Genomic DNA, 19,292 nt, shown 5'->3' with positions numbered 1-19,292 from the left:
CAAACTAACCAAAACTAATCTGCTATGGAAATCCCAATCTTACAGGATATTGTAGTTATTCTGGGATTATCGGTCCTTATCATTCTTGTTATACAGAAGATAAAAATCCCTAGTATTTTAGGTTTTTTACTGGCGGGAATTATCGCCGGGCCTCATGCTTTTAATCTTATAAGTAATGGCCATGAGGTTGAATTATTAAGCGAAATAGGAATCATTTTCCTACTTTTCGTAATTGGGATCGAGCTTTCTTTAAAAGGATTAGCTGCCATTAAAAACACTATTTTTATTGGTGGTGGTTTACAGGTTGGTGGTACCATTTTATTTACAACATTAGCCGCGCAACTGCTAGGACTTTCTTTAAATACTTCTATTTTTCTGGGATTCCTGTTTTCTTTAAGTAGTACTGCGATCGTTCTAAAACTTTTTCAACAACGAGGAGAAATCACTTCTCCACACGGTAGGATAAGTATAGGGATTCTTATTTTTCAGGATATTGTTGTAGTTCCTATGATGTTGCTTACGCCAATATTGGCAGGTAAAGCAGATAATATTTTAATGACCATTGGGATATTGGTTGGTAAAATTGCGTTGGTTTTAGTGGTGATCTTATTGCTGGCTCGCTATGTAGTTCCTAAAGTTTTAGGTTGGGTGGTAAAAACTAAAAATCAGGAGCTCTTTATTCTTACCGTGGTCGTATTTTGCTTTGCGATCGCATGGCTTACCAGTTCTGTAGGACTTTCTTTGGCGCTGGGTGCTTTTTTTGCCGGACTCATTATTTCTGAATCAGATTATAGCCACCAGGCTACCGCAAACGTACTTCCTTTTCGTGAAATATTTATCAGTTTCTTTTTTATCTCGGTAGGAACACTTTTAGATTTGGGCTTCTTTTTCGACAATATCGCCTATATTCTTTTGCTGGTTCTTGGAGTAGTTCTATTAAAAATGTTAGTGATAGGAATTACGGTTTTGATTTTAAAATATAAACCCAGAACGGTATTTATCACAGCATTTAGTTTATTTCAGGTTGGGGAATTCTCGCTTTTACTTTCTGGCGTTGGTTTGGATAATGGTTTATTGCCCGAAAATATTTACCAGTATTTTCTTGCAATATCGATCTTAAGTATGGCGCTTACTCCTTTTTTGATCATGAATTCTTCAAAACTTACCTATGCAATTCTTAAGGCACCAATTCCTTCAGCAGTAAGACATCGTTTATCGAACATTAAGAAAAACGCAAAATCTGACGAGGAGTTTTCCGAAGAAAATCTTAGTGATCACATTGTTATTGTTGGCTACGGCACCAATGGAGAAAATATTGCCAAAGCTGCTCGTAGCGCTGATATTCCTTACGTTGTCGTAGATATCGATCCAGAATCTTTCGAAAATGCCAAGAAAAACCAGGAACCGGTGGTTTTTGGCGATGCTACAAATTCATTGATCTTAAAGCATATTCATATCCAGGAAGCTCGTGTGGTGGTAATCGCAATTTCTGATGCTTCGGCTACGAAAAAGATCATTAGCACTATTCGATTGTTCACGCAAACAGCCTTTATCATTGTTAGAACAAGGCAAGTCAAAGAAATCGAAGAACATCTTCGTGTTGGCGCAGATGAAGTGATTCCGGCAGATTTTGAAACTTCCATCGAGATCTTTACCAGAGTGCTCAAAAAATACCTGGTTCCTTATGACGAGATTGTTGATTTTACGAGTAGTATTCGTTCTGCAGATTACGAAATGCTAACGCGATTAAAAGACAAACCGCATAATCCTGCCTTACATCACCTAAACATTCCAAACAAGGAAATTGCAACGCTTAGCGTTCAGCAAAAAGATAAAAATATCGTAGGCAAAAGTTTGGAGGAATCGGGCATTGCTAAAAATTACGGGGTTACTGTGCTGGCGATAAAACGAGATACAAAATACCTAACAGAGATCACGCCTAAGACTAAAATTAAACGCGGTGACCTTATTTATGTTTTTGGTAACCCGGCAAATATTAATCACCTAAATAGTTTATTGGCAGTTTAAGCTTTTAAAAATAGTATCTCATTTTATCGAATTTTAGCTCTTATTTTTCTGGAAGTTGAGATGCTACTTTCGTAAGGGAAAAGCATTAGCAGCATATTGCGAATTTAAAGTGCTAAAACTAAGCTAAGATGCACTGTTAAAAGACTAAAGAATTGTAATTTGCCTGTAAAATCAAGCAAGCAATTAATGTCTATACTTCCCGAAAACTTTACACGCTATCGTAAATTTTTCAGTTTTATGCTGAAATATGGTAATAGTGATCTCTTTAGAAAAACCACGGCTAATGCCTTTGAAGATCCATCGAGTGAAAATAAAGATCAGGATAGTTACGACCGCTCTCCTGAAGAGTTAGTAGAAGACTTAAAAAATATGGGGCCTACTTATATAAAATTAGGTCAGTTGCTTTCTACCCGCCCAGATCTTTTACCAGAGGCCTATTTAAAAGAACTGGCAACTTTACAGGACGATGTCCCACCAATACCTTACGAGGAAGTACACCAAATCGTAGAAGAAGACCTTGGGACACGAATTTCTAAAGCTTTTGATACGTTCGAGAAAAAACCAATTGCCAGTGCCTCGATCGGCCAGGTGCATTATGCCACATTGCGAAGTGGCAAGCCGGTTGCCGTTAAAATTCAGCGTCCCGGTATTAAGCGTAAGTTTCTGGACGATATGGATACGCTTCAGGAAATGGCAGATCTGGCAATTAAACATTCAAAAATTGCTAAAAAATATGCGATCGATACAGTTTTAGCCGAATTACGTCGCATTTTATTGAACGAGCTCGATTATTCAAAAGAACAGCAAAATCTTATTACACTAGGAGAAAATCTGTTGCCGTATAATTACTTGATCGTTCCTGAACCTGTGCCAGATTACTGCGGAAGTAGGGTTTTAACGATGGATTTTATCGACGGAAAAAAAATAACTTCCCTCTCCCCGCTTAAGCAATTAGAAGTTGATTATGCGCCAATGGTAGATCAATTGGTTGAAGCATATTTACAACAAATTATCAACGACGGATTTGTACATGCAGATCCTCATCCCGGAAATATTCAGTTTACAAAAGATGGCAAAATCGCACTAATCGATCTTGGAATGGTGGCTAAATTTACTAGCCACATGCAAGAATGTTTACTTCAGCTACTTATCGCGATTAGTAACAATAATGGGCCAGAAACAGCTCATATCATTATCAATATGAGTGAGATTGATGACGATAGCGATCTCCCCACTTTCAATAAAATAATTAGTGATATAATTATGGAAAGTGAGAATAGCCCGGCGAAAGAATTGCAAACAGGTAGATTACTGATTCAGTTAAATCGTCTTGCGGCAGAAACCGGAATTCACATGCCGGTTGAAGTAAATATTCTTGGGAAAGTTTTACTAAATATGGATCAGATAATCGCTGTTTTAGATCCCGAATTTGATCTTAGAGTGGCGATAAAGAAACATGCGCAGAAGATCATGCAAAAAAAGATGTATGATGAACTGAAGCCAGAGAACTTCTTCTCGATGCTACTAGAATCCAAAAAACTGGTAGAACATATCCCCGAGCGCTTAAATAAGATCACCGATAATCTAGCTGAAAATAAATTTAAAGTAAACATCGAAGCTTTAGATGAAGAACGGCTTACCGATGGTTTTCAGAAAATAGCCAATAGAATTACGCTAGGAATCATTATTGCTGCAATGATCATTGGTGCATCCATGCTGATGCAAATTCCCACAGATTTTGTAATTTTTGGCTATCCGGGATTCGCTATTTTATTCTTTATTCTTGCAGCATTTATGGGAATCTGGTTAACTTATGTGATCATTTTTAGAGATAATAATCTTAACAATAAAAAATAAAGGCTTACTTTTTCAATTCAGTTGGAAATAGTATTTTTCAAAAATCTAAAATCCAGGTAGCAATTCTTTTCGAAAACTAGATTGCTAAGAAATGTTCAATCAATGCAGATTTTCAGGAATACTAAAATACTACGTTATTTCAGCTTGATCATAGGCCTGGTAATATTAAACATTAGTGTCGATTCGCCCGACTTCAATAAAAATTTCCCTGAAGATCTTAGTTTGAATGACCAGGAAAGCATCGTTGAGATCGTGATCGAGAAAATTCTTGGTTTTGAAGATGCCATCCCAGAATATGAGGATAGCGACAACGAAAATCACCTGGTAAAAAAAGATTTTTCACTCGACAATTATGTGCTTCAGAGAAGACCTGAGTTTATTTTCGACCTTTCTCTTCAGGAATTATTGAATTCAGAATACCAGCATAAATACTACAATTTCTATCCAGAAGTTACTTCTCCTCCTCCCAAGGTTTAGATTCTAATTTTCTACATCTGGCAAATTAAATTTTGCTTTCTAAACAATTTACTAACTCTAATCCTACATTCTGAAAGGATTTAGAGACTATTATTATTTGAAAAAATCTAAACTTATAATGAATAAAATCATAAGTAAACTTATACTTCCAATTTTATTGGCAAGTACAGCGATTACTGCTCAAAATACTGAAGATACAGAAACAAAAAAAGACAGTCTTCCCCCAAAAGTTTTACATGCTGAACCTTTGTATATCGATTTAATTAGGGATCTGGGTGCTAGGAAAGGCGAAAGAGAATGGAATCTTGGTGTTGGGCTTACCGATAACGAAAATTACGATGAATACACCGCTTTGATAGAATATGAATGGGCGCCCATGGACCGATTAGGATTAGAGATCGAATTACCATTTTCGCTTTATTATCCAACCGAAGATGGATCTGCTCCCGGAAATAACCTAAACAGCATAAAAATGGCCGGGCAATACAGTTTTTTAGTTTCAGAAAAACACCAGGCTTCTATGGCTATTGGGTATATCCAGGAATTCACGCTAACCGAATTCAATAATTATGGCAGGGAAACTTTATTTACAGGATTGGTTTACAATCCTTTTTTGATCGCTGCAAAACGACTGGGAAGTAATTTTCATTCGCTTATTTATACCGGGCCGGTATTCGATCATCATTTTAATGACGGAAATATTACTACTACCTGGCAGATTAACTCAAACATCCATTATATGATTCCGGGTACTCGAAATTTTATTGGAGTTGAATTTAATAAAGAGATTTACAACGGTAAATTTGATATGACCATTAGACCGCAAATGCGCGTAGATGTGAGTGATCACTTACTGGTGGGTATTGTTACTGGAATTCCTATCGATAAGGATAATGAACGATTTAGTTCTTTTTTAAGACTTATCTACGAGCCATAATATTCAAGCTGAAATTCGATAAAAAGGAGCCTTATTTTTTTTAAGGCTCCTTTTATTTTAAGCCGATTTTATACAAATTAAGCCCTGTTTTTGTAGAACATAAGAAATAGCAGTATTTTTCAGCTTTAACCCTAAACAATTTAATCACCAATGAAGAAAATTTATTTCCTCTTTTTCTCGCTTATGGCTACAGTTTCTTTTGCTCAAAAAGTAAAAGTACCGGTAGACACTACTGTGGTTACCAATCATTCGGTTACCATAAAAGGAAAAAACATCAATTATTCAGCTCAAACCGGGATGCAACCAGTTTGGGACGATCAGGGCAATCCTATTGCCAGCCTTTACTATACGTATTACAAAAAAAGTGATGTTAAAAACACCGAAAATCGACCTTTAGTGATCTCTTTTAATGGAGGGCCTGGTTCTGCTTCGGTTTGGATGCATATTGCCTATACTGGTCCAAGAATCCTAAAAATCGACGATGAAGGTTATCCTGTACAACCATATGGAATTAAAGAAAACCCATATTCGATCTTAGATGTTGCCGATATTATTTACGTAAATCCTGTAAATACCGGTTATTCAAGACCTATCCCAGATGAAAATGGGAAAGTTGATAAATCTAAATTCTTTGGTGTAAACCAGGATATTAGTTATTTGGCCGAATGGTTAAATACTTTTGTGACTCGCGAAAATCGTTGGTTATCACCTAAATATTTAATTGGTGAAAGCTACGGAACGACCAGAGTTAGTGGTTTAGCACTAGAGCTTCAGGATAGCCAGTGGATGTATTTAAATGGTGTGATCCTGGTTTCCCCAACCGAACTGGGAATTGATCGTGAAGGTCCTGTTGAAGTTGCTAATCGATTACCATATTTTGCGGCTACGGCGTGGTATCACAAATTGCTTCCGCAGGAATTACAGAGTAAATCGTTAACCGATCTTTTAGAAGAAGTTGAAGAATATAGCATAAACGAATTACTTCCAGTACTGGTTAAGGGTGGTTTTGCTTCAGAAGCAACTAAAAATGCTACTGCTGAAAAAATGGCTTATTATTCTAGCGTAGATAAAGAGGTTTATCTTCAGAATAATTTAGAATTACCTATTGGTGCTTTTTGGAAAGAACTTCGTCGTGAGGATGGTTTTACCGTAGGGCGTTTGGATTCTCGTTACTTAGGAATCGATCGTAAAGAGTCGGGTAATTATCCAGATTATAATGCCGAATTAACCTCTTGGTTGCATTCTTTTACTCCGGCGATCAATTATTACTTAAGAGAAGATCTTAATTTTAAGACCGATCTTAAATATTTTATGTTTGGCCCGGTTCATCCATGGGATAGAAGTCGCGATAACACAGGAGAGAATTTAAGACAGGCGATGGCACAAAATCCTAAATTGGATGTAATGATCCAGTCTGGTTATTTTGATGGTGCCTGTACTTATTTTAATGCAAAATACTCGATGTGGCAATTAGATCCTAGCGGAAAAATGCAAGACAGACTTTCTTTTAAAGGTTACGAAAGTGGACATATGATGTATCTTAGAAAAGCTGATCTAGAAACTGCAAACGAAGATATTCGTGAATTCATAAAGAACAGCTTACCTGCTGAAGGTGCTCCAGTAAAATACTAAACTGAAATTGTTCAATATAAAAAAGCCTTTCCAGATCTGGAAAGGCTTTTTTTATCTAAAATTAGAAGTAAACTACTTCGGGGCAAGCCCACGAGGCATTCACTAAAAATAATTATTGAATTTCGAGGCAAGCCTCGGAGTATTATACCCTTTGGCGGCGCCAATAAAATTATGGGTTACCGTACATGTTAGATTCCCCACCATCTATCGCAATTGTTTGGCCGCTTACGTAACCATTATCTGCACTAAGCAAGTATGCTACCAGTTTTCCTACATCCTGAGGATCTCCCAAAGATCTTGTAGGGTTTCTACTGGCATATTCTTTTTCTGCTGCTTTTGGATCTTCTGGGTTTACCTGTTTGAAGGCTTCGGCTACCATAGGAGTTAAAATCGCTCCAGGCGCGATCGCATTCGTAAGGATTCCGTATTGTCCATATTCTAAAGCTGCATTTTTAGTCATTCCACTAACCGCATGCTTACTGGCTACATAAGGAGATTGATTAAGCACTCCACGAATACCACCTACAGATGCTACGTTTACTATACGCCCGTATCCCTGCTCTTTCATTATAGGAAGGATATAACGTAAACCATAATAAACACCCATTAAGTTGATATCGATAACTTTTTTAAAGACATCCATATCATAATCGATCATTGAAGCCTGTCTTCCTTCAATTCCGGCATTGTTGTAAAAACCATCAATTCTACCAAACTTATCTACCGTTTGATCTACATAAGCTTTTACCTGATCTTCCTTAGAAACATCGGCTGTAACGCTTAATACTTCTAGACCTTCGTATGTCTTTTTTAGTTTTTCCTCTGCTTCTGCTAATGCATCTGCATTGTAATCTACTAAGACAAGTTTCGCTTTTTGTGAAGCTAAAACATCCGCGGCTGCATAACCCAGCCCCATTGCTCCACCAGTGATAATTACTACTTTATTTTTCATGATTTTTTAATGTTTCATCTATAAGCAATAAAATTACTGCTTTCTTGTACGAACAACAATTAGTGAACATTAAAATTTGATTAAAAATAGCTTCTTTTAAGATTAACTCAGTAAAAAAGCTTTCAATTCGGCATAATCTTTAATCGAAATAGCTTTTTTCTCCTTATCTAAAACTTCTTTTATAGAATCTGGAATATCGATCTGCTTACCAATGGCGTCTTCTACAGTTTCACGGAATTTACAAGGGTGTGCGGTCTCTAAAAATGCTCCCACTTCATTTGGATGATCTTTAAAATACTCCTGAAGGCCCAAATACCCCACCGCTCCATGAGGATCCATCACATAACCGGTTTCTTTGTAAACCTCTTGCATGGCTTCTTTTGTAACCTCATCGTCATAACTAAAGCTGGTTAGATTTTCTTTTATGTTTCCGTATTCGTTTTGAAAAAGCTGTAAGATTCGCACAAAATTACTTGGATTCCCAATATCCATCGCATTCGAAATCGTCGAAACACTTGGTCTCGGCTCATAATTCCCGGTTTCCAGATAATCGGTGATCGTCCTATTCGCATTATTCGAAGCGATAAAATGTTTGATAGGAAGTCCTAATTCTTTTGCAACCATCCCGGCACAAACATTCCCAAAATTTCCGCTTGGTACAGAGAATACAATATCTTTTCCTTCGGAAGCTAACTGGCGATACGCTAAAAAGTAATAAAACATCTGCGGAAGCCATCTGGCTACATTTATAGAATTGGCTGAAGTTAACTGTCTTACCGACTGAATTTCGTCATCCAAAAATGCCTGTTTCACCATATCCTGACATTGGTCGAAAGCGCCATCAATTTCTAAAGCAGTTACATTTTTACCAAGCGTGGTTAATTGTTTTTCCTGTATCTTACTCACTTTGCCTTTAGGATATAAGATCACCACATCGATCCCTTCTACTCCTAAAAATCCATTTGCTACTGCCCCGCCGGTGTCTCCAGAGGTTGCTACAAGTACGGTTACTTTACCTACTTCGTTCTTCGTTATAAAATACCCCAAACTACCCGCCATAAATCGCGCTCCAACATCTTTAAATGCTAAAGTTGGTCCATGAAAAAGCTCTAAAGTGTATACATTATCTTTTACATGCACTACCGGAAACTCAAAATCTAAAGTTTCAGCAATAATTTTTTTTAGTTCGGCTTCAGGAATTTCATCGCCAACAAATTGCTTTATCGCCTGGTAAGCGACTTCGGTTTGTGGCATATTGGGCAGATCTTTAAAAAAAGATTCAGGCAATTTTTCGATATTTTCAGGAAAATATAATCCTTTATCTGGAGCCAGACCTTTTATTACCGCATTCTCGAAGCTAGAAGAATGGCTTTTATTATTCAGACTAAAATAATTCATGTTTTCTATAATATTTTAACTCCTTCAGGATTAATTTTTGATAAATGAAGATCGTAAGTTATACTTTGTTTTTCCATAAATTCGGCAATACTTGCTTTTACATTTTCGGCATTTTGCTGACCTCTACACATCGCATAAACCGATGGCCCTGAACCTGAAATACCAAAACCAAGCGCTCCACTTTCTAAAGAAATGGCTTTAATTTCATCGAAATACGGTATTAAAATCGACCGGATTGGTTCTACGATGTCATCTTTAAGACTTCTGCCTAGTAAATCATAATCATTGGTATATAAAGCGCTAACCAAAGCACCAAGATTACCCCATTGGCTCACCGCTTTATCCAGACTAATATTTCGCTTAATGATCGCACGAGAATCCTTGGTTTTCACCTCGATTTGCGGGTGAAGAATAACTACATTCAATTCTTCTGGAGATGGCAAAGATAAAACTTCTAAAGGCTCATAACTTTTTACCAAAGTAAAACCACCCAGTAAGGCCGGTGCCACATTATCTGCATGGGCATTTCCGCTGGCTAAACGTTCTCCTTCCATGGCAAAAGGTAAAAGTTCTGCACTCGAAAATGGCGAATCTAATAGCTTATTTACTGCATAAACAGCTCCAGCAGAACTGGCAGCACTACTACCAATTCCGCTTCCTGCTTTTATTTTTTTATAAATTTCGATATCAAAACCTTCGTTAGATTGCAGTTTTCCCAGCATAGCTTTTACCGCTACACCAGCTACGTTTTGATCAACTTCCATAGGAAGATCCTGGCCTTCCATTTTTGTGATTCGAAGCTGGTTAAGATCATTTTTTTTAATGATCATCTCGTCCCCAACATTATCAAGGCAACAGCCCAAAACGTCGAAACCACAGGAAAGGTTAGCTACCGTTGCCGGAGCAAAAACTTTTATTTCTTCCATTTTTATTTCTTACCTATTCGTATAACATCGGCAAATATTCCCGAAGCTGTAACATCTGCTCCCGCTCCTGCTCCTTTAACGATCAATGGCTGTACGCTATAACGATCTGTAAAGAAAAGTACGATATTATCGCTACCGCTAAGATTATAAAAAGGATGATCTGCATCTACTTTTTGTAATCCTACCGAAGCTTTTCCATCTTCTAATTGTGCTACATATTTAAGCTGAGCTCCATCTTTAGCAGCATCTTCGTAAATCTCTTTAAATTTACTTTCGTCTTCCTGAAGCAGTTTAAAGAAATCTTCATTATTCTCGGTATTTAGACTTTCTTCAGAAAGGAAACTTTTGTTTTCTATATCGCTAAGCTCCATTTTTAGTCCGCTCTCACGAGACAAGATCAATATTTTTCGCGCCACATCTACTCCACTTAGATCGATCTTAGGATCTGGTTCAGTATAACCTTCTTCCATTGCCTGCTCTACCGTTTTGTAAAATGGCTCGGTTCCATTATAAGTATTGAAAACAAAGTTTAAACTACCCGAAAGTACCGCCTGTATTTTATGAATTCTGTCTCCTGAAGCAATTAAATTTTTAAGCGTATCGATAATTGGTAATCCTGCACCAACATTGGTTTCATAAAGGAAAGATGCTCCGTATTCTCTTGAAAGTTCCTGCAAATGTTGATAGTTTACCAAATCATCTGCTGCAGCGATCTTATTACAGGTTACTACTGCTATCGAGTTTGCAAGATATTCTTTATACCATTTTGAAATTTCAGCACTTGCGGTATTATCTACAAAAATGCTGTTACGTAAATTGAACTCTTTTACTTTATTGAAAAAGTTGTGCTTACTGGCTTTTTCACCCGCATCCAGCAACTCTTGCCATTTGCTTAAATCAAGTCCGTTTTCATCAAAAGCCATGGTTCTGGAATTTGATAACCCAAGAACACGAACTTTTAATCGCAATTTTTCAAGAAGGTATTTTTCCTGTTTTTCTAATTGCGATAAAAGCTTGCTACCAACATTTCCTACTCCGGTTATAAACAGGTTCAATTCTTTAGAAGGAACTTCAAAAAACTGTTCGTGCAGCGTATTTAATGCTTTATTGATATCTTTTTTCGCAATTACAGCAGATATATTTCGCTCTGAAGATCCTTGTGCAATTGCTCTAATATTAATATTATTATTACCTAAAGCGCTAAACATCTTACCACTTAAACCGTGGTGACTCTTCATACGATCTCCCACCAAGGCAATGATAGCCACATTACCTTCTATTTCTACCGGTTTTATTTTTTGATAATCTATTTCTACTGAAAAAGCTTCATCTAAAGCTTCTTTTGCAGCCTGCGCTTCATCATCTTTTACCGCCACACAAATACTATGCTCTGAAGATGCCTGAGTGATAAGCACAACATTGATATTCTCCTGGTAAAGTGTTTCAAAAAATCGCTTTGAAAAACCAGGAATTCCAACCATTCCGCTACCCTCGATGTTTAATAGTTTAATATCATCGATATGCGTAATACCGGTAACCCATCTAAAGTTTTCTTTACTGGATTTTGAAATTAAAGTTCCTGCATCATCTGGTGCAAAAGTATTTTTTATATGAATCTGGATTCCCTTATCCAATAACGGTTGTAGTGTTGGTGGATATAAGACTTTGGCACCAAAATGCGATAATTCCATCGCTTCCTGATACGATATATTTTGAAGCGGATACGCCTGATGCACCACATTTGGGTTTGCGGTGTACATTCCGTTTACATCGGTATAAATGATCACTTTAGCAACATCTAAAGCTCCACCGAAGATTGCCGCTGTAAAATCACTTCCACCACGTCCTAAAGTACTTGGAACGCCCTGTTCGTTTTTAGCCACAAAACCAGGAACCACAAAAAGACTCGCGTCGTTTTCTTTAAAATACTGAACAATATTATTGTTAGTCAGGTCATAATTGAGTTGAATCTTTTCATTATTATTCTTACAAACGATCAATTCTCTCGAATCAATTAGAAGCGCATCTGTAGCCAGACTTTTAAAATATTCAGCAATAATTAATGAAGACAAGATCTCACCAAAACTGGAAACTACATGCTTGGTTTTATTCGATAATTCATTCAAAAGATAAACACCTTCGTAAAGCGTTTCTAATCTATTGAATTCGGTTTTCACCTTACTTAAAACTCCGCTTTGATTTTGAACAGGAATTAATTCTTTTACCGCATCAAGATGTCTTTTCTCGTTTAGAGCCAGAATTTCTTTATAAGCAAGATCTTCTTTTGCAGCCAGTTCGGCCATTTTTAAAAGATCGTTGGTTACCCCTCCAAACGCTGAAAAAACAGCGATGGTTTTATCTTGTTGCACATGCTTTTTTACAGTTTCGGCTACAAGTTTGATTCGCTCCGGAGAGGCTAAAGAAGATCCTCCGAATTTTAGAATATTCATAAGAATAATTTAATAGTTTGAAATAAATAGTTTTGAGTTCGTTCTAAAACGTGTGTGAGTGCGGACGGAAAATTATATACATACTACCCCAAAGGGGTAATAATTGTGCGAGTAATAATAATAGAAATAGCAGCTCCTGTGATAGGAGTTATTGTAGAAATGCTATTTAATTTAATACTCTTCATTGTTTTCCTTAAAAGATGTGATAAAAGTATATAATTACGTAGAATTAAAAAACTAAAATTACACATTTGCTGAAAAAATATGAGATTTTCATAATTTCAAAAAAACAAAAGCCCGATTTTTAGTAAAACCGGGCTTTTGTTCTTTTTATTTCAACTTAATTCAATCTAAATTTATAATCCGCTTATATAACTTCCGTATAGATCATTAAATTGAATGCCTTTGGTGTATCGCTGCTTGCTTAATTTCTTAAACTCTACCAATCCCCAAAGTAAAAATTCCTTTAAAAAATAAGTGTCGATTTTGTCCATTTCTGGCTGATATTTTTTTATTAGCTCGTTTAATGGCGCTACCTCATCTAATTTCTTCTTGTACTCTTCGTCGGTAAGATCGTCTGGCAATTCAAACCCGGTTTGCTCGAAAAACCATTCTACCAAATCGTCATAAGGTGTTTTTTCATCGGGACGTTGTAGCTTTTCGATCTTAGGAAAATAATTAGGGAATAATGTTTTTACCGCATCTCCCAGTAACTGAGTAGCTACAGCTGCAGCTCCTTCCTGCTCGCCTTCATAAACCAGCTCTACTTTACCGGTAACCGAAGGAATTACTCCCATAAAATCACCAAATCTTAGCAAAGTTTTATCTTCTCCATTCTTTAAAGTTCTACGTTCAGCAGCACTTAAAAGATTCTCATAAGCTGTAATGCTCATCCTGGCACTAATCCCACTTTTCTCGTCGATAAATTCACTTTCTCGAGCTTCAAAACCAATTTGTTCAAGCAGGTCTTTGGCTAGTTCTGGCACATAAACCATATCGGTTTGTCTGGAATCTAACTTTGCTTCCTGTTGCGTAATTGTTTTTGCGATCTCGATAGTTTCTGGATAATGCGTTAAGATCTGTGAACCAATTCTATCCTTAAGCGGCGTTACAATACTACCACGATTGGTATAATCTTCTGGATTAGCTGTAAATACAAATTGCATATCTAAAGGCAGTCTTAATTTAAAACCGCGAATCTGGATATCACCTTCCTGAAGAATATTAAAAAGTGCCACCTGAATTCTTGCCTGTAAATCTGGTAACTCATTAATTACAAAAATACTTCGGTTAGCACGAGGAATCATTCCAAAATGAATCACACGATCATCGGCATAACTTAGCTTTAAATTCGCTGCTTTTATAGGATCTACATCTCCAATTAAATCGGCTACCGTCACATCTGGTGTGGCGAGTTTTTCAAAGAATCGCTCACTTCTATGAATCCAAGTAATTGGTGTATCGTCTCCTTTTTCAGCAATAAGCTCTTTTGCGTAACGTGAAATTGGATTTAAAGGATCGTCACTAATTTCTGAACCTTCAACTGCCGGAATGTATTGATCTAAAAGATTCAACATTAAACGCGCTAGCCTTGTTTTGGCCTGCCCACGTAATCCCAGTAAGTTGATGTTATGTTTCGATAAGATCGCTCGTTCTAATTCCGGAATTACGGTATCATCATAACCATGAATTCCGGTGAACGCAGGTTCGTTATTTTTAATCTTTTCAATTAAATTATCACGAAGCTCGTCTTTTATTCCTTTACTTATATATCCTGAAGATTTTAAATCTCCAAGGGTTTTCATTTTCTCAATATTCATATCTTCTTTTTCTTTTAGCCTCTAATTCTCTTTTTTCTGTTTGTTTCGTAATCTTCAAAAATCATTTCACCAAGACCTTTAAGTCCGGTATAAAATGCCTTCCCTTGATTCGCCTGTGTAAACTCCCTAATAAATTGCATTAAATAAGGATCTTGCGCGATCATAAATGTTGTTATAGGAATTTGAAGTTTACGAGCTTGTTGCGCCATATTGTAGCATTTATCAACGATATAAGGATCTAAGCCCATACTATTTTTGTAATAGCTACCATCGCGTTCTCGTATGCAACTCGGCTTACCATCGGTAATCATAAAGATCTGTTTATTGGTATTTCGCTTTCTTCGCAAAATGTCCATCGCCAGCTTCAATCCATCTACAGTATTGGTGTGATACGGGCCAACTTTTAGATACGGAAGATCTGCTATTGAAACCGGCCAGGCATCATTACCAAAAACTATAATATCTAAGGTATCTTTAGGATAACGTGTCGTGATCAACTCGGCTAAAGCCATGGCTACTTTTTTAGCAGGGGTAATTCTATCTTCGCCATATAAGATCATACTATGGCTAAGATCGATCATTAAAACCGTACTCATTTGTGATTTGTAATGAGTTTCTTCTACCACCAGATCGTCGTGCGTCATATTAAAACTACCAATCCCATGATTGATCTGGGCATTCCGCAGACTTTCGGTCATCGAAATTCGGTCTAAAGAATCTCCAAATTGATAATTCCTAAAATCGCCGGTGTGCTCGTCGCCACGGCCAACATGACTTGTACGGTGATTACCCGACTTTCCTTTCCGCATCTTACCAAATATCTGGTCTAGTGCCTGCTGGCGTATTGCCCTTTCGGTCTTTGCAGTAATCTTTAAACTCCCAGAACCATCACCTTCACCATCGCCATCTGGATCTAATTCTTCTTTTATGTAGCCTTTTTGCTTAAGGTCTTCTATAAAATCTTCGATCGTATAATCTGGCGTGGTAAGTTGATATTCTTCATCTAACTGGCGTAACCAGTCTAGCGCTTCATCTAGATCACCCGAAGTGTGCGTGATCAATTCTTTAAAAATCTCAAAGAGTTTTTCAAAAGGACTTGTATTAGGTTCTTCATATTTCTTGAAGATAAATCCCCTTTCCTTCATTTTATCTTTCTTCTTCATACTTTAAAATTAAACTTTTTTCAAGAGAATTAAAATTGAACATTTCACAACTTTCAGAAAAAGACACTATTTCTCCCCTGAGCTATTGAAATTGCCGACTTTACGTTATACTTTTCTTAAATGCTTTTAAGTTTTGTTGAATAATAAGAGATTTGAATAGATTTCGACCTAAACATTATTGCCAACATAAAAACGATCAGCATGGATACCGCTGAAATAATTGTACTTTGCTTAAATTTTATCTTTTTAATTCCAACTTTAGCTTCAATAACCCGTTTTGATCAATGGTGGGTTAGAGGTTTTGATTTTCCCAGGATACAAATTTCAGTTTGTATAGTTATCACCCTAATTCTTTGCGCGTTCTTCTACGACTTTTCTGAAACATGGCATTATGTAGCTACAGTATTACTTTTTCTTAGTCTTATTTACCAAGCGATCAAAATATTTCCTTATACAGTATTATCTAAAAAACAGGTTATAAAGTTTAAGGGTAAAGCTGAAGATGCCACGATCTCCATTTTAGTAAGTAATGTCCTTACGCCAAACAAACATCCAGAGAAACTTGTTGCTTTGGTTAAAAAGCGCCAACCAGATATACTACTTACACTAGAAAGTGATAAGCGCTGGGAAAAGGAATTAGAAGTGATTGAAGATGATTATAAATATACCGTAAAAGTTCCTTTAGACAATCTCTACGGAATGCATTTATATTCTAAATTAGAATTGATCGATGCAGATGTGCATTATCTGGTACAGGAAGACATTCCTTCTATTCATGGTTATGTAAAACTTAGAAATGGCACTAAATTGAAGATGCATTGTTTACATCCAATGCCACCAAGTCCTACCGAAAGTTATACCTCGACCAATCGTGATGCAGAAATTTTAATGCTAGGTAGAGATCTTTCTCCAGAAGATCGTAAAGTATTAGTGTTTGGAGATCTTAACGATGTAGCCTGGTCTAGAACTACCAAACTTTTTCAACAAATGAGTGGATTAATGGATCCAAGAATAGGACGTGGCTTCTTTAATACTTTTCATGCCGGTTATCGCTTATTTCGCTGGCCATTAGACCACGTTTTTCATTCTAAAGATTTCACCTTGATAGAAATCGCCAGGGAAAAAAGTATTGGCAGTGACCACTTCCCTATGTACATAAAACTAAATTACGATCCTAGAGCTACAGCTGTACAGGAAGAACTGGAGCTGGAACGCGAAGACGAATTATGGGCAAAAGAGAAAATTGAAGAAGCACAACCTCTTGAAAAAAGCATCAATATTCCTAAAAAAATTCGCTGATTGGTTGCAATTGCTTTAAGTTCTGGCAATGCTTTAAGGTGACTGGTTTTTCGATATAATCGATAACACGCTGATAAGTTTCTGCTTTTCTTCGATCTTTTTGATCTATAGAAGACGTTACCATAATTACATGAATTTGATCATACAAAGGATGTTCTTTGATAAGATCAAGAAATTGCCAGCCAGACATCATGGGCATATTAATATCAAGAAGTATTAGGTATTTCTTATCGATATTATTTAAATTTTCAGGCTTATTTAAATATTCTAAAGTTGCTACCGCACTTTTAAAAATGATGGGCGTCGATGATATTTCACACCTAGAAACCATTTTTCGTTGCATCATCAAAACAATATCATCATCATCTACTAGTATGACTTCCAACATAATGTAGGTTAAGATTAGGTTCTAAATAGATTTAAGGGGCTTCAAATCTATTAATTATATGTTTTTTCAGCTATGTTGCGTATCACAGCATCTAAATCCTCGGCTGAATTTAATATTTTTTCTAATAAATCCTTAGTTTCTTCAGCATTATTTTCACTAAACCTTACTAAATCGATCAAACCCATAATTTTTGCCAAAGGAGCCCTAACCATATGTGATTGTTCCCAGGCTATTTCTTCCAATTTTATATTGCGTGATTTTATTTCTTCTAATTGTTCTTTTTGCTTAGTGATATCCTGTTTAGAACCAATGATCCTCTCTGGATTACCTTCAATATCTCTTACAATATAGCTTCTGTCTAAAATATTTTTAAAACTTCCATCTGCACATTGAAATCGATATTCTAATTGAAATGATTTTATGCCTGACTCAATTACTTCAATAACTTTTTCCCTAACTGCCGTGCGATCATCTTTATGCACTTTCGATAACCACCAATCTCTAAAATTCTCTTTTTCTATTTCTTTTGGATCATATCCAAAAACTTTATAAAGCGATTTTGAAATTTTTACTTCTTCTGTTTTAAAACTGAAATCTGTAACAATATCACTAGTAGCCTCAGAAACAATTTCGTATCTGGAAAGACTATCAGATAAACGATTCCTCTGCTCTACAAGATCTGTTACATCCCTACTATTAATTACTATACCTTCAATTGGGGAAAAATCTAGTAGGTTGGTTAGCTTAGTTTCTAAAAATCGCCAATAACCCAAGCCGTCCTTCACCCTGTAAAAAGGCAAACTAATTTTTTTATTACTGGATTGTTTTATAGACGCTAATAAGGTTTTTATAAAAGACTGGTCTTCTGGATGAATTCTGTCATGAAATCGATCTTTTATAATATGTTTCGGCTTAATACTTAAAATACTTTCTATACTGGGACTTATATATTTGTATCTAAAATCTTTGTCTAGAATGGCTATTAGATCACTACCCTCCTGAACAAGAGATTTAAAGCGCATTTCGCTATCTTTTAGGGCTTTTCTTATCTTTAGATTTTCAGTTACATCTCTGGCAAGGGTTAATCTAGCTTCTCTACCATCATAAAAAATTGGCGTGCTATGAAAATTAATTGTCATCACACTTCCATCTTTCTTTACGTGACATACTGTTTCATGTAAAAAATCATTGGTAAACTCTTTTACCATTAATTTTATTTTTTCTTCTTCTTCTTTTATCCAAAGATCACTAGCTTTCATCTTTAGAAATTCTTCTTCAGAATATCCATAATGTTCTATAGCGGCCTGGTTTACGCTTAAAAATTTTAGTGTATAACGATCTAAAACCCACATAGGTAGAGGTGAAGAGAAAAACAAGGTTTTGTAATTAAATTCTGAATTACTTATCTCTTTCTTGTAGTCTTTACGTTTTATAGCAAAATAGATACTCCGCTTCAAGGAAGGAGGATTAATTTCTGATACATGAATATAATCCTCGATCCCTAAAGCAAAAGCTTCATAAGCATGCTTTCTAATTCTGGTATTGGTAATAATTAATACAGGAAGATCTTTATGCCCAGCGACAAAATTTAGAATCTTCTGATAGTCATCTTCGCGATAATTTAGCTGAAGTATCAAAATATCCACATCGCATTTCTCTACTAAAATACGCTGTAAGGACTCCAGCCCACTACATTGAGATATGTAATAATTAGGATCCTGTTTTAGAGCACCTAAAATGGTTTCGGTTTCATCAATAAAACCAAATAATAGAAGATGTAGGCTAAGCGATTGCTGCATAATTTTAATTTCATACTTAAAATCATCATTTCAGCAAATAATTAAGGTAAAGGGCATTTTAAATTTAAGATTTTAAAAGTAATTCTAAGAATTTAAACATTTATTTTTCAAATAATGTAAAATTAAAACGATTTATTTCACAATAATGTAAGATTATTTTTTTGTC

General features: G+C 36.1%; 14 protein-coding genes. 6 read left to right on the top strand and 8 right to left on the bottom strand.

Going from position 1 to position 19,292, the window contains the following annotated elements:
• The first annotated feature begins 24 nt into the window (after positions 1-24).
• The 5 genes from BM201_RS10235 to BM201_RS10215 all read left to right on the top strand — a co-directional run bounded on the left by BM201_RS10235 (position 25) and on the right by BM201_RS10215 (position 6,931).
• Positions 25-2,028, top strand: coding sequence for a monovalent cation:proton antiporter family protein (locus BM201_RS10235; protein WP_092542248.1), 2,004 nt, complete (start codon positions 25-27; stop codon positions 2,026-2,028).
• Positions 2,029-2,214: 186 nt separating this feature from the next.
• Positions 2,215-3,885: an ABC1 kinase family protein gene (locus BM201_RS10230; protein WP_092542246.1), complete on the top strand. Its 1,671-nt coding sequence runs from the start codon at positions 2,215-2,217 to the stop codon at positions 3,883-3,885.
• A gap of 102 nt (positions 3,886-3,987) precedes the next feature.
• Entirely contained in the window at positions 3,988-4,362 is a 375-nt protein-coding gene (locus BM201_RS10225) for a hypothetical protein (protein ID WP_092542244.1), read from the top strand.
• A gap of 118 nt (positions 4,363-4,480) precedes the next feature.
• Positions 4,481-5,299, top strand: a complete 819-nt coding sequence (locus BM201_RS10220; protein WP_092542242.1) for an HAEPLYID family protein — start codon at positions 4,481-4,483, stop codon at positions 5,297-5,299.
• A 150-nt stretch (positions 5,300-5,449) separates the two neighbouring features.
• Positions 5,450-6,931 (top strand): S10 family peptidase, encoded by a 1,482-nt coding sequence (locus BM201_RS10215; RefSeq protein ID WP_092542240.1) that lies wholly within the window; start codon positions 5,450-5,452, stop codon positions 6,929-6,931.
• Between the two features lie 169 nt (positions 6,932-7,100).
• Here the strand turns inward: BM201_RS10215 and BM201_RS10210 are convergent, their stop codons facing one another.
• The 6 genes from BM201_RS10210 to BM201_RS10185 all read right to left on the bottom strand — a co-directional run bounded on the left by BM201_RS10210 (position 7,101) and on the right by BM201_RS10185 (position 15,640).
• A complete protein-coding gene (locus tag BM201_RS10210) occupies positions 7,101-7,883 on the bottom strand; it encodes an SDR family oxidoreductase (RefSeq protein ID WP_092542238.1) in 783 nt (260 codons plus the stop codon).
• A gap of 102 nt (positions 7,884-7,985) precedes the next feature.
• Positions 7,986-9,281: a threonine synthase gene (gene thrC / locus BM201_RS10205; RefSeq protein WP_092542236.1), complete on the bottom strand. Its 1,296-nt coding sequence runs from the start codon at positions 9,279-9,281 to the stop codon at positions 7,986-7,988.
• 5 nt (positions 9,282-9,286) lie between these two features.
• Complete coding sequence (locus BM201_RS10200) at positions 9,287-10,207, bottom strand: homoserine kinase (protein ID WP_092542234.1); 921 nt, start codon at positions 10,205-10,207, stop codon at positions 9,287-9,289.
• Between the two features lie 2 nt (positions 10,208-10,209).
• The gene (gene thrA / locus BM201_RS10195) at positions 10,210-12,657 is read right to left on the bottom strand and encodes a bifunctional aspartate kinase/homoserine dehydrogenase I (protein ID WP_092542232.1); all 2,448 of its coding nucleotides are present in this window, start codon (positions 12,655-12,657) and stop codon (positions 10,210-10,212) included.
• Positions 12,658-13,013: 356 nt separating this feature from the next.
• On the bottom strand, positions 13,014-14,477 hold the full coding sequence (locus BM201_RS10190) for a magnesium chelatase (protein ID WP_092542230.1): 1,464 nt from the start codon (positions 14,475-14,477) through the stop codon (positions 13,014-13,016).
• Positions 14,478-14,491: 14 nt separating this feature from the next.
• A complete protein-coding gene (locus BM201_RS10185; RefSeq protein WP_092542228.1) occupies positions 14,492-15,640 on the bottom strand; it encodes a vWA domain-containing protein in 1,149 nt (382 codons plus the stop codon).
• 201 nt (positions 15,641-15,841) lie between these two features.
• Here BM201_RS10185 and BM201_RS10180 point away from each other — a divergent pair, with 201 nt between their 5' ends.
• Positions 15,842-16,939 carry an endonuclease/exonuclease/phosphatase family protein gene (locus BM201_RS10180; protein ID WP_092542226.1) on the top strand — a complete coding sequence of 366 codons (1,098 nt, stop codon included), beginning with the start codon at positions 15,842-15,844 and terminating at the stop codon, positions 16,937-16,939.
• Here BM201_RS10180 and BM201_RS10175 read toward each other — a convergent pair.
• Positions 16,923-17,327, bottom strand: coding sequence for a response regulator (locus BM201_RS10175; protein WP_092542224.1), 405 nt, complete (start codon positions 17,325-17,327; stop codon positions 16,923-16,925). The two genes, BM201_RS10180 and BM201_RS10175, sit on opposite strands and share 17 nt — an antisense overlap.
• 50 nt (positions 17,328-17,377) lie before the next feature.
• Positions 17,378-19,126 carry a PAS domain-containing protein gene (locus BM201_RS10170; protein ID WP_092542222.1) on the bottom strand — a complete coding sequence of 583 codons (1,749 nt, stop codon included), beginning with the start codon at positions 19,124-19,126 and terminating at the stop codon, positions 17,378-17,380.
• Positions 19,127-19,292 lie beyond the last annotated feature (166 nt).

Origin of the sequence: Zunongwangia mangrovi (genome assembly GCF_900112105.1) — a bacterium.
In the GTDB taxonomy this organism is placed as follows: domain Bacteria; phylum Bacteroidota; class Bacteroidia; order Flavobacteriales; family Flavobacteriaceae; genus Zunongwangia; species Zunongwangia mangrovi.
This window is presented reverse-complemented; position numbering and strand designations above follow the sequence as displayed.

Bases quoted from the DNA above. Each gene is read 5' to 3' on its own strand.
- BM201_RS10170 (WP_092542222.1), bottom strand. From the start codon at position 19,126: ATGCAGCAATCGCTTAGCCTACATCTTCTATTATTTGGTTTTATTGAT.
- BM201_RS10220 (WP_092542242.1), top strand. From the start codon at position 4,481: ATGAATAAAATCATAAGTAAACTTATACTTCCAATTTTATTGGCAAGT.
- BM201_RS10185 (WP_092542228.1), bottom strand. From the start codon at position 15,640: ATGAAGAAGAAAGATAAAATGAAGGAAAGGGGATTTATCTTCAAGAAA.
- BM201_RS10225 (WP_092542244.1), top strand. From the start codon at position 3,988: ATGCAGATTTTCAGGAATACTAAAATACTACGTTATTTCAGCTTGATC.
- BM201_RS10200 (WP_092542234.1), bottom strand. From the start codon at position 10,207: ATGGAAGAAATAAAAGTTTTTGCTCCGGCAACGGTAGCTAACCTTTCC.
- BM201_RS10180 (WP_092542226.1), top strand. From the start codon at position 15,842: ATGGATACCGCTGAAATAATTGTACTTTGCTTAAATTTTATCTTTTTA.
- BM201_RS10175 (WP_092542224.1), bottom strand. From the start codon at position 17,327: ATGTTGGAAGTCATACTAGTAGATGATGATGATATTGTTTTGATGATG.
- BM201_RS10235 (WP_092542248.1), top strand. From the start codon at position 25: ATGGAAATCCCAATCTTACAGGATATTGTAGTTATTCTGGGATTATCG.
- BM201_RS10215 (WP_092542240.1), top strand. From the start codon at position 5,450: ATGAAGAAAATTTATTTCCTCTTTTTCTCGCTTATGGCTACAGTTTCT.
- thrC (WP_092542236.1), bottom strand. From the start codon at position 9,281: ATGAATTATTTTAGTCTGAATAATAAAAGCCATTCTTCTAGCTTCGAG.
- BM201_RS10230 (WP_092542246.1), top strand. From the start codon at position 2,215: ATGTCTATACTTCCCGAAAACTTTACACGCTATCGTAAATTTTTCAGT.
- thrA (WP_092542232.1), bottom strand. From the start codon at position 12,657: ATGAATATTCTAAAATTCGGAGGATCTTCTTTAGCCTCTCCGGAGCGA.
- BM201_RS10190 (WP_092542230.1), bottom strand. From the start codon at position 14,477: ATGAATATTGAGAAAATGAAAACCCTTGGAGATTTAAAATCTTCAGGA.
- BM201_RS10210 (WP_092542238.1), bottom strand. From the start codon at position 7,883: ATGAAAAATAAAGTAGTAATTATCACTGGTGGAGCAATGGGGCTGGGT.